This window comes from Nostoc sp. (assembly GCF_036917575.1).
Lineage (GTDB): Bacteria > Cyanobacteriota > Cyanobacteriia > Cyanobacteriales > Nostocaceae > Nostoc.
In genome coordinates this window covers 69,563-82,054 of sequence record NZ_JBALDC010000085.1, presented here as the reverse complement: position 1 = coordinate 82,054, position 12,492 = coordinate 69,563, and the positions used below count along the sequence as shown (strand labels likewise).

Here is a 12,492-nt window from a genome sequence, read left to right as displayed (position 1 = left end):
TCCCTAAAAGTATGTTAATCCAAGCTACAAATATTGCCAGTGGAAAAGCTCACTGTAAACTTGTAATGTTCTTCGGTAGGCGTGTATGACAACATGAATACTTTATTGTTCCCCGTAATCCTAGCTGGTGGTAAAGGTGAACGTTTTTGGCCTCTAAGCCGCAAAGACCGACCCAAGCAATTTTTAAGTCTTGATGGTAGCTCTAGAAGTCTATTACAAGCAACCGCCGATCGATTGATTGAACTCGGTGGCGCATGGGATTCCTTGTGGGTTATCACTTCTAGTCAGATAGCTGAAGGGGTAAAACAACAACTACCCGATTTACCAGTTGAAAACTTACTGATTGAGTCGGAAGGCAGAGACACCGCAGCAGCTGTTGCTTGGACAAGTTTAGAAATCAAACAGCGCTATGGAGAAGACGCTGTTATTGGCTTTTTCCCTGCTGACCACTGGATTGCTGACCAAGAGGCGTTTGCACACACATTAAATGCGGCTACGCAACTGGCAACAAGCACAGCAGCGATCGTTACACTGGGGATCAAGCCTACTTTTCCATCAACAGGTTACGGCTACATTGAACAAGGTGAAAAAATAGGTAGCTTTAATGAGTTGCCAGCTTATCACGTGAACCGCTTTACTGAAAAGCCCGACCGGGAAACGGCAGAAACTTTTTTATCTACAGGACGTTTTAGCTGGAATAGTGGAATGTTCGTTTTTCGGGCGGGGGTTGTTCTCAAAGAACTACATACCCATGCTCCAGAAATTATCGAACCCTTAGAACAACATGGCCCTGATATCTATCCTCAGTTACCTAAGAAGAGTATAGACTATGCATTAATGGAAAAGACAACTCTAGCATACGTTTTGCCAGTTGATTTTGGTTGGGATGATTTAGGAGATTGGAATGCGATCGAACGTTTACTGAAAAAAGAAGAGACTCCCAATGTGGAACTCGCTACGCACGTAGGTTTAGATACGCAGGGAGCGATTATTTATGCCTCAAATCCAGAGGATGTAGTTGTTACTATTGGTTTAGAGGATGTGGTGATTGTGCGCGATCGCAATGTCACCCTCGTTGTCAAAAAAGAACGTACCCAGGAAATCAAGCAGATCCTTAAAATTCTCCAAAGCGATTCCCGATTTAGCGACCTGCTATAAAAGTTAAAACCCTTGGCAGAGGCAAAAAAGTCTGTTTTCCCATTATAACTTGACAGTCTATTATTTTATCTGACAGTTATGGACATTATTAGCTTTGAGCCTCTGGCCAAGACAATGGCAATCGATTCTATTACTGCCTATCAAAAATATATTTCTCCGTCCAAAGGATTTTCTTGTTCCCATCGCTTATTACACGGTGGGGATTCCTGCTCAAACTATGTCAAACAGATGCTGAACGAACAGAAGCTCCACCAAGCCGTACAATCATCCTTAAAAAGATTTCAAGAATGTGCGGCAGCTAGCAAAAGTTTAACAAGCATCAAAACTAGAGCTGATTTCCGTTGTATTGTCATCCCCTGCTGCCTACCTCTTTAACTCCTCTGCCCTTTTGCAGTTATTTTACAAAAATGTTTCTCACCCAAACTGTTCCCCGTCAACGAGAAATCCTTGAAGTCTTCCTTCGCAATGGCTGGGACTATATGCGAAGGTTACTTACTGGTGCCAAAGCTGATGAACCCCAACTTCCGACACCTGCGGTTTTAAAAAATATTCTGGTAGACTTGGGTCCAGTTTACGTCAAACTTGGTCAGTTAATGTCTACCCGCCCTGACTTACTGAGTGCCTCCTACATTGAGGAATTGTCAACTCTACAAGATGAAGTACCACCAGTTCCTTGGTCAGAAATAGAAATAATCCTCCGTAAAGAATTAAAACTTCCACTAGCAGAAACCTTCAGTACAGTTAACCCGATCCCAGTCGCAGCCGGATCAATTGCCCAGACACATCGAGCTACATTAGCAGACGGTCGAGAAGTCGCTCTGAAAGTGCAACGTCCGGGAATTGATCTGACTATTGCCCAAGATATTGCTTTAATTCAAGGTATTGCCGATTTAGTGGCGCGAACTGATTTTGGGCAAACCTACGAAATCAAATCCATCGCCGAAGAATTTACCAAAGCTTTAGAAGCCGAGTTAGATTTTACACGGGAAGCGGGTTTTACAGACCAACTGCGGCGCAACTTATCTAAAAGTCGCTGGTACGATCCCACACAAATAGTGGTTGCGGAAATTAACTGGGAATTGACCACACCAAAATTACTGGTAATGGAATGGCTGAATGGGGTACCGTTCTTGGCGGCGGATTTGGATAATGACCCCAATGTTAAAGATCCTGCCGAAAAGCGTAAAGAAATAACTACTTTGTTATTTCGGGTATTTTTCCAGCAACTATACATTGATGGCTTTTTTCACGCCGATCCCCATCCAGGAAACTTGTTTTATCTCAAAGATGGGCGGGTTGCCCTCTTAGATTGTGGGATGGTGGGAAGACTCGATCCCCGTACACAGCAGATATTAACGGAAATGTTGTTAGCGATCGTTGATTTAGATGCTCAAAGGTGCGCTCAGTTAACTTTACAGCTATCAGATTCTGGCCAGCCAGTAATTTTGTCGCGGTTAGAAAATGATTACGATCGCATGTTGCGAAAGTATCACAATGTCAGCTTAACGCAAATAAACTTCAGTCAGATAATTTATGAAGTTTTACAAGTTGCCCGCAACAATAAAATTAGGTTGCCTAGTAATATGGGTTTGTATGCCAAAACCCTAGCAAATTTAGAAGGAGTGGCGCGGACATTCAACCCGGAGCTTAATTTTTTTGATGAAATCAAACCATTAATTACAGACTTGTTTCGTCGGCAATTGCTGGGCGAAAATCCATTGCGATCGCTATTACGAACAGCCTTAGATATTAAAAGTCTGTCTCTCCAATCTCCTCGCCAAATTGAACTGTTATTAGACCGTGTTACCTCAGAAACCTTACAGTGGAATCTATCGCTGCGGGGATTAGATGGTGTACGGCGCACTATGGACGATGCCGCTAACCGACTATCTTATAGTATATTAGTGGGTTCGCTGATTATGGGTGCGGCAATTATTTCCACCAAAGCACAGACAACTCAGCTGTCTTTTTTAAGCAACACCCTGTTTGCAGTCGCTAGTTTATTGGGTTTGTGGTTAATTATTAGTACATTGCGATCGGGACGTTTACGGTAAAATCATTTTGAATTTTAAATTTTAAATTTTAGATTTTAAATTGAAGCAAAAAGCGCTTAACTGAGCGCCCATGCCAAAGTCTAAAATCTAAAATTTATTTAATGAATTCTGTTTTCTCGATTTACATTGCTGCTTTTGCCACAATTGTTATAACAACAGTCAACGTGGTTAGGACATTAACAGATAGAAAACTTATACACAACAAGACTTTTCACCCAGTCCCCAGTCCCCAGTCCCCAGTCCCCAGTCCCCAGTCCCCAGTCCCCAGTCCCCAGTCCCCAGTCCCCAGTCCCCAGTCCCTTGCTATATTAACTAGATAATGCTCCTGCAATACTCGTCAATTCCATAATTTTCTCAAACTGAAAATCATGAGCTAAATTCTTAATAAAATTTTGCAGTACAGCATTTTTGGAAGGGATTTGCTCAATCAATTCTAAAATCAGGTCATCACTACATTGAGCTGCGGCAGTGTATAACTGTTTCACCCATTCAGGCGGCATTTCAGATAATAGATTTACTAAATCCGTGAGTGTCAATATTGATTTTGGTCTTTGTTGCTGTAAATTTGTTAGCTGATAGCTTTCTTCTTGATAAATATATTGAACTCCCAAATATTCGCTCAACTTTTCTAGTAATAGTTCCTCACGAAAAGGCTTGTTAATATAATCATCACAACCCGCTTTGATTATTGCCTCTCGTTGTTCCTCAAAAGCATTAGCAGTTAAGGCAATAATAATGGTCTTCCAATTGGGGGTTTGAGATCCAGTATTTTGGATTGAGGTTTCTTCTCTAGTTTTAATAACTTTTGTGGCTTCGTAGCCATCCATAATTGGCATCCGCATATCCATTAAGATTAGATGTGGTTGCCATGTCTGCCAAAGCGCGATCGCTTCGATGCCATTTATTGCTTCCTGGACTGCAAAACCGATGGATGTGAGAATTTTCACTAGCACTAAACGGCTGTCTGTGGAGTCATCAACCACTAAAATACGGTATTCACTTTGAGCAAGCGCTAAACTAACAACTTGGAGTCTAGTTTGTTGAATCTGGATTTCGCTGGCTGCGGCTAAACCAAATTGAATATCAAAAGTAAATTTACTTCCCTCACCAATAGTGCTGGTGACGCTAATATCTCCTCCCATTAGTTGCACGTATTTGCGGCTAATTGCTAAACCTAGTCCTGTTCCCTGTTGCGATTTTCTTCCAGTTTCAGTTTGCCCAAAAGCTTCAAATAGCAAGTCAATTTCTTGTGGGGCAATACCGCAGCCAGTATCTTGTACCTCAAAGGTTAGGGATTGGGGATTAATTATTCCCTGCTCCCCTGCTCCCCTGCCTCCCACCCGCAGCGTTACCCTGCCAGTATCGGTAAATTTGATTGCATTTCCCAGGAGATTAAGCAAGACTTGACGCAGTTTACTTTCGTCAACTTGAATGTACTGGGGAAGGTGAGATGTATATTCAAAAACTAATTCCAATCCTTTGGAGGTGGAGCGGAAGCGCAACATATCTTCGAGGTTTTCCAACAAGCGAATTAAGTCAAAACTGTTGAGATTTAAGGTTATTTTGCCGGCTTCAATTTTAGACATTTCCAAAATGTCGTTGATTAAATTCAAAAGATGTTCGCCAGCACGATTGATGATTGCTAGATTTTGCTGATGTTCAGTCGATAAATCACGATCGTGGCTCATGACTTGGGTAAAACCAAGAATGGCGTTGAGTGGGGTACGCAGTTCGTGACTCATGTTGGCGAGGAATTCGCTTTTAGCACGGTTAGCAGCATCAGCAACGATCACAGCTTCTTGCAATGCTTGTGACTGCCTTTGAGTTTGCGCTAGCAATTGTGCCTGCTGTAAAGCAACGCCCAACTGATTACCAATTTGAACTACGATGTTGATTTCTCCTGGTTTCCATTGGCGGGGATCGGAATTTTGATAGCTTGCCAGCAATCCCCAAAGCTGGCTACCATGTAAAATCGGAACAATAATATATGCTTTGGCCTGAAAGCGCTCTAAGAGGTTGATATAAGCAGGATGAAACTCAGCGTTGTAAATGTCTGGGACACAGATGAAACTTGCACCTGGGGTTACTTGCAGATCGGGATATTCCACCTGGTTATCCCCACCATCGAAAATTTTCGCTAGGCAACGCCCATCTTGTAAGACACCTTCTGTGAGATGAGGATCGTTGTTGTGTTCTTCTATGAGAGAAATCCAACCGTTACCCACCGATTCCGAAACAAATTCGCCATTCCAGTCGGGATTGAAACGATAGACAACAACCCGATCGCAGTTGAGTACTTGGCGTAATTCTTCGGTTGTAGCCGCAAATATCGTTTCTAAATCCAATGTTTGGCGCATTCTTTGAATCACTTGAGCGATCGCTCTTTCTCGCTCTGCACTCTCACGCAAGGCTTCTTCTGCCAATTTTCTCTCGGTAATATCTGTAATTGTACCGATGTAGCCTTTAAGTTCTCCATTATCTTTAAATTCTGGCAAAGCATGACAAATTACCCAGACGACTGTATTATCATCATGCAAGAAACGATGTTCGTATTTATAGCTTGACTTAGCGGCTGTTGCTCGATTCCATGCCAACAATAGCTGTTCGCGGTCGTCTGGATGTACGGCATTTGCCCAAGCTGTTCCCAGAGATCCTTCTAAACTACATCCAGTAATTTCACTCCAGCGTTGATTAAAATATAAAACATTGCCATCGACATCAGTATGAAATATACAAGCTGGTGAGGCTTCTGCTAGTAGTTGATATCGTTGTTGACCTGACTGCAAAGCTAGTTCTGCCAATTTGCGATCGTTAATGTCTGCCCAATAACCAACCCATTCGATCGGGGAATTCGCTTCGTCACGAATTAACCTTATCTTTTCATAGAACCAGTGATAAGTTCCGTCACCGTGTAACCAACGGTATTCGTAAGTAATGTACTCCTGCTCAACAAAGTGGGAAAATTTTTCTGAGATCAGTTCAATATCTTGTGGATGAACGCGATAAAGCCAAAAACTGGAGTTATCGATAAATTCTTGCGCTTCGTAGCCCACCATTTCTTTAACGTTTTCACTGATAAAAGTAGTGCTAAAATACTCTGGTGTTTTGCTGCTATAAATGACTACAGGGCTAGAGGTGAGCAGATGTTGTAAGCGTTCGTTGGCTAAACGCAGTTCTTGTTCAACGTGTTTGCGTTCGCGTAGCGCTGCTTGCAGTTCGCTAATTTCTACTAAAACTGTACCGACACCAGAGGGGCGATCGTCTTCACCAACAATCGGAAAATAAGAAGCTAAGAAGTGGCGGATAATATCTGGTTGTTTAATTGATGCGCCGCTTAATTCTTGATTGAGAATGGGTTGACCACTTATCAGAACCTGTTGATAAATTGGTTCCATTAAAGGGGCGATGTCGGGTAAGACTTCATGGATGGTCTTGCCAATATGATCTTGCTGGGGTAGTCCATTAATTTCCGCTAGCAGTTGGTTGATCTGCACAAATCGCAGCTGGTTATCTACAATATTCATGCCGACGGGAGCACTACTAAAAAAGGCATTGAGACGAGCTTCTCTAAGTGCTAGTTCTTGTTCTAGGGTTTTACGCTCAATCAACCCACCCAACTGAGCAGCAACAGCACTGACTAGCAAGAGCAAACGCTGATCTATTAATACTGAACTACGTTTAAAAAATACTAAAACAGCTAATACTTGGTTCCCAGCCAGTATGGGAACACCAAACCCAGCTTTTAATCCCACCTTTGCGGCTTGTGGCGATCGCCAGAAAACTGGTTGTGTAATTTTAGAAACATCTTCTATCCATTCTGGTTCTTGGCTCTGCCAAACTCTTCCTGGTAATCCCACTCCCAGAGGAAATTTCACAGTTTGGCTTTGATCATAAAATTCTTCTAAACTGCTATCTTCACCGTACCAGCCTAAACTGTGTTCTAAAACAGTTCCATCTTCATTAGGTATCCAGGCTTCACCAAAATCCCAGCCAATGGTGTGACAAATTAAGCGCAAGACCACTGCTAAGGCGCTGTTGACATCACTGGCGCGAGTGATAGCTTGGGTTGTCAACAGTAACAAACGGCTTTCATTTTCTGCCTGTTTGCGTTCAGTAATATCTTTTGCGGTTTTGAGTACGTACCATTGTCCATCAATCTCAATCATTTCTGCACTCAACAGTGTTGTCCTAATTTCTCCTGTTGAAGTGCAGACATCAATCTCATAGTTGCGGATAACTTTTGTTTGTTGCAGGATGTTAGTGAGAAAATTATATTCTTCTGGATTCACCCAAATATGCAATTCTTCATCGGTGCGATTAATCACTTGAGAGCGAGAATAACCAAAAAACCGACAAAAGCTGTCGTTTACTTCAATGTAACGTTTGTTGGGAAGAGTAATTAAGGCAATAGGGTCGGAAGATGACCGGAAAGCTGACGCTAACTTTTCTTCAGAAGCGCGTCGTGCTGCTTCTGCGCGTTGGCGTTCTTTTGCCTCCAATACCAAGGATACTAAATTACCCAGAGAGCGAGCGAAATTTTGGTCTTCTAACGTCCAATGATGAGTAGTTCCCACTGCCTCCAGACATAAAACTCCTACGGTCTTTCCCTCCAGCCTAACGGGTGTATAAAGTATAGAGGTAATGTTTAATCTTGAGTAAGACTCAGAAAATTCTTTAGTTCTGGGATCGGTATAAGCATCATCTGCGGCGATTGGTTGGTCTTGCTGCAAAGCTGCAAAATAAACTGGATAGTCTCCAACTGACAAGAAAAGTCCTTCGCTATGTTGATTGTAACTGCCCTCAAATAGATCGAAACACTGGATTTTTATGTTTGTTTCGTCATACAACCACACACTAGCTCGTTCCATGCCAATAGTTTTGACAGCTGTTTCTGTGATTTTACCCAAAGCTGCTTTCAAATCACCCTGATAAAGCGTTTGATTTTGCGCCAATTGTGTTAGCACGAGATTATGATTGCAAAGCTTAATCGCGCTTTCTTGGAGTAATTTTTCTACTCCTCGACGCTGTGTAATATTACTTGCAGTACCTGTCATCCCTATAACTTTACCTTCTTCATTGCGTAATGCGATCGCATTTAACATTAAATAAAGTAAGGTATCGTCTTTAGCTATACAAGTAGTTTCATGCTGAAAGATAGACTTTCCCTGAAGAACACCCTCAAAGGTTACTTTATCTTGAGCAACTTGTGTAGGTGAGATAAAATCAGTCAAGGCACGCCCGATCATTTCTTGAGGTTCGTAGCCATAAATTTGCTTGACTGCTGGATTGACAAAGGTAATTAGTCCATCAATGTCTACCGACCAGATCATGTCCTGGGATGTCTCCACCAGGAGCCGATACTGACTTTCACTCTTCTTCAGGGCGGCTTCGACTACAAGGCGTTCGCTTTGATAAACTTCTTTATAAAAGGCTTTGCTAATACTAATGGGAGTTTCTTTAAAAATATCTTTTATTTGTCTGTTGCAAATATTTAACTCAACTGTAATCCGTTGACGCTCTTTAATCTCTTGTTGCAGTTGGATTTTTTTTTCTTTTAACTGTTTTTTCAGTCTTTGGATAGTGAGTTGATTTTGAACGCGTAATAAAACTTCTTTAGTTTGGAATGGTTGAGTGATATAGTCAACATCACCTAAATTTAAAACGTTTATTTTTTCAAAGGAATCATCGGAATTTCCGAAAAAAATTATCGGAATCTCTTGAGTTTTATCGTTAGCTTTCAAACATTGACATGCTTCATAATCATCCCTCTCTATAATAAGAATATTTAGGAAAAGTAAATCTGGGGAAGAAGCGAGTACCGTGTTGATTGCCAATTGCCCAAAAATGACACTTTCTACCTGATAACCTTGGTGTTGAAGGATGTTTGATAAAAAATGTAAATTCTCTAAGTTGTCATCAACTAATAAAATTTTTATTTTTTGAGCATCCATATCAGTTAATAAGTTAATTTTCAATCAGGAAGAATTTCTTGAATAAAACTGAACATGAAATCAGAAAGCAAAGCTCTATCATCAGATTGTAAATAAAATCATCGTCGTTTACAACCATACTTCAGTGTAGAGTGTATGGAAAAGTCGTAGGTAAACAGGATAACTGTTTATATCATGTTTGCTTCATTACTTAATTAAATCCCAAGAATCCCAAACTACGGCGTATACACAAGTCCAAAAAACCTAGCTTGATCAGGCTTGACTCGTTCCCAGTCTTTGCCTAACAATACATTCATTGAATCTCTAACTCAATGTCTGATAATCTGATTGCGAGCCTCAGTCAAAACAGTAGTGATTGTTACACACGATCGCAAAAAACGCGGATAACATGAGAAAAATCTCACCCGATAAACAAAGTGAGGTAAAGCTGTTTATCTTCATGTCCCGTTAGCAGCTGTCTTCCAGGCTATGAGTTGTTAAGCAATTATCTTGCAGTGGATAGAACTTAATTACATTTTGTCTAAACTATGAGGCAAAAATTATCCTCAAGAATGATAATTAGCTTGACAAATATCAGCTAATATGCACGATTATCTAAAAAGCAAAGGAGTTTGCGATGCATCGACAAATGTGCTGGTTATCTAAGTCTGGTGGCGACGGAGAGAAAATTTTGTATTTGCAGACAGAACCTAATCAACCTTGGCGTCCCTACACAGCTTTTGGACATTTTACAGTCCCAGATTATCAAATACCAGGTGGTTCTAAAGGTTGGGCAACTTATCAAAAACTTCTGAAAGCAGGTTGGACACTAGTACCTAGCGCACGGGCAAACGAGTTTGGCAGCAGCAGTTACGCAGAGTCAACAATCCAAGACCAGTAGTCATTGGTCATTAGTTATTCTTTGATTTCAGTTTGTTACTCGCCCTTATAAACCTCTGGGAGAACCTTCACCACGAGGATCGGCGGCTCCTTCTAAAGTTCCATCAGATGTAACAGCGATCGCGTTACCATTACCCCAAGGAGCAGTTTCCTTTATTTTGTGTCCTCGACGGCGTAAGTCTTGCATAGTCAAAGCATCCAAGCCCCAAGATTCAACACGCAACTCATCTGGAAGCCATTGATGATGTATGCGTGGAACAGAAACAGCCGCACCAACATCCATGTTGTATTCCAACACATTCAGGATCACTTGCAAAACCTGGGTGATGATTGTGCTACCACCAGGCGCACCTGCTGCCATACGGAAATGACCATTTTCTGTGACAATTGTGGGAGTCATGCTGGATAGGGGAGTTTTACGGGGTGCAATGCTGTTGGCATCGTTACCAACCAAACCAAAGGCATTAGGCACTCCTGGTGCAGAAGCAAAATCATCCATCTCATTGTTGAGAACAATTCCAGTTCCCGGTGTCACTACACCAGCACCAAAACCAAGGTTAATCGTAAAAGTTAGACTTACAGCGTTGCGTTGTTCATCTACAACTGTAAGATGAGTAGTCTGGGGGGATTCATGCCGACTTGCGTTTGTTTGTAGAGACTGAAGGGATGATGGAATGATATTTTCTCCCCGTTTCTGAGTATTAGCTTGACTAAAACGTTGTAGTATCTCTTTATCTACTGGCTTGACCTCGGTCGAGGGTCGAGCCATTTGCATATTAATCTCTTGACGACGTTTTTTAGCGTAAGCTGGACTAAGTAGTTCTTGTACAGGGACTTTGACAAAATCAGGATCGCCTAAATATTCTGAGCGATCGGCATAAGCAATTTTCATTGCTTCTACCATTAAATGTATAGCATCGGGATGATGCCATCCCAAAGATTTCAAATCGGTATCACCAATAATATTTAAAATCTGCAATAGATGAACCCCTCCTGATGAAGGTGGTGGCATTGAGCAAATTTTAGCTTTGCGAAAGTTGCCACAAACGGGAGTGCGCCAGATTGGTTTGTAGGCTTTCAAGTCTTCGAGAGTAATTAAACCACCATTTTTTACCATATCAGAAGCGATCGCCTGAGCAATGCTTCCGGTGTAAAAACTTTGGGGATTTTCGGTAATTGCTGTTAAGGTGCGTGCCAAATCACGCTGCACCAGTTTCTCCCCTGGTTGATAAAACTTGCCGTTGTGAGTGAAAATTTCCTGCGCTGCGGGATTATTGAGAATTGCTTGCTGGCGCTGGTTGAGCCTCTGAGTTAGCACATTGCCAAGAATAAAGCCATCTTTAGCGAGTGCGATCGCAGGTTTCATCACCTCTTGCCAAGAAAGTTTACCATAACGACGATGCACTTCATAAAGTCCCGCCACTGTTCCTGGTGTTCCTACTGCCAAATAACCATTGATACTTGCATTCGGACGCACCTTTCCTTGAGCGTCAAGATACATATTTCTTGTAGCTTTCAGGGGTGCGCGTTCCCGGAAATCTAGGGCTTTCATCTCGCCAGTTTTCTCAGAGTGCAGCAGCAAAAATCCGCCGCCGCCGATTCCGGCTGAAAAAGGCTCAACTACAGAAAGTGCAAAGGTTGTGGCTACGGCTGCATCCACTGCGTTACCACCTTTGCGTAACATCGAAATTCCCGCCTCACTTGCTAGGGGATGGGCTGAAACCACCATTCCTTTTTTGCTGTGTAGGGGTAAAGTTAAAGCAGCCGAGGCGACTTGGCTATAAACAAGCAGGGTGAAAGAAAAAACTGCGATCGCTACGCGCGCCGCAGGTATCACAACTGGCTTGGCTTTAATGACAGTAAGCTTTTTTATACCATTTTTCATAAAATCTTATACATTTTTAGTATCTTAGCGTACTTAATTTATCAGATTTTGATTACTATTGTTTGCGTAGCTTGCCGCCGTGGGCATCACTCTCCTACCCCCATTAGAATGATTACAAATATGAAGAGTATGCAAAGATTTTTAAAAAAGATAGACATCTAAGTAAATATTCGGTATTTACTTATTGTAGGGTTATTTTGATGTTTCCTATTTTCCAGATAGAAATTCCAGGGGAATCGCTGACAACGAATGCATAAGAAAGATTTCCTGTTTTATGCTGTCTCAAGTGTTGCCTATTTTGAACAGGGTAAGACTTATGCATTGACAAACCAATTAAATTTTGTACAGTGCTTAAGACTTAAATAGTCTTCAATACTGAGATAAGTAATGTTTGCAAGTGAATTAAAGAGGAAATTTTTAATTAACAATTTGCGCCTCTATCTAAAGACTGAATAAAGTATGCTGAAAGCTTCAACTTTTGGTACATTATTTGTGCCATCAAACAGCACTAACTCGATTATTGACAACTAAAGTTACTCCAAAATATTGATTCAATCAGGAAAAA

Annotated in this window: 6 protein-coding genes; 4 read left to right on the top strand and 2 right to left on the bottom strand. The window is 41.6% G+C overall.

What is annotated here, in order from left to right:
* Positions 1-93: 93 nt before the first annotated feature.
* The 3 genes from V7K79_RS25190 (at position 94) to V7K79_RS25180 (ending at position 3,212) form a co-directional block, all read left to right on the top strand.
* Positions 94-1,158, top strand: a complete 1,065-nt coding sequence (locus V7K79_RS25190) for a mannose-1-phosphate guanylyltransferase (RefSeq protein ID WP_335051524.1) — start codon at positions 94-96, stop codon at positions 1,156-1,158.
* Positions 1,159-1,236: 78 nt separating this feature from the next.
* Positions 1,237-1,533, top strand: coding sequence for a membrane protein insertion efficiency factor YidD (gene yidD, locus V7K79_RS25185; protein WP_335051523.1), 297 nt, complete (start codon positions 1,237-1,239; stop codon positions 1,531-1,533).
* Positions 1,534-1,565: 32 nt separating this feature from the next.
* Complete coding sequence (locus tag V7K79_RS25180; protein WP_335051522.1) at positions 1,566-3,212, top strand: ABC1 kinase family protein; 1,647 nt, start codon at positions 1,566-1,568, stop codon at positions 3,210-3,212.
* A 308-nt stretch (positions 3,213-3,520) separates the two neighbouring features.
* Here the strand turns inward: V7K79_RS25180 and V7K79_RS25175 are convergent, their stop codons facing one another.
* Positions 3,521-9,163: a PAS domain S-box protein gene (locus tag V7K79_RS25175; RefSeq protein ID WP_335051520.1), complete on the bottom strand. Its 5,643-nt coding sequence runs from the start codon at positions 9,161-9,163 to the stop codon at positions 3,521-3,523.
* A 616-nt stretch (positions 9,164-9,779) separates the two neighbouring features.
* Here V7K79_RS25175 and V7K79_RS25170 point away from each other — a divergent pair.
* Positions 9,780-10,043, top strand: coding sequence for a hypothetical protein (locus V7K79_RS25170; RefSeq protein ID WP_335051518.1), 264 nt, complete (start codon positions 9,780-9,782; stop codon positions 10,041-10,043).
* A 45-nt stretch (positions 10,044-10,088) separates the two neighbouring features.
* Here the strand turns inward: V7K79_RS25170 and ggt are convergent, their stop codons facing one another.
* Entirely contained in the window at positions 10,089-11,927 is a 1,839-nt protein-coding gene (gene ggt / locus V7K79_RS25165; protein WP_335051516.1) for a gamma-glutamyltransferase, read from the bottom strand.
* Between the last annotated feature and the right edge of the window lie 565 nt (positions 11,928-12,492).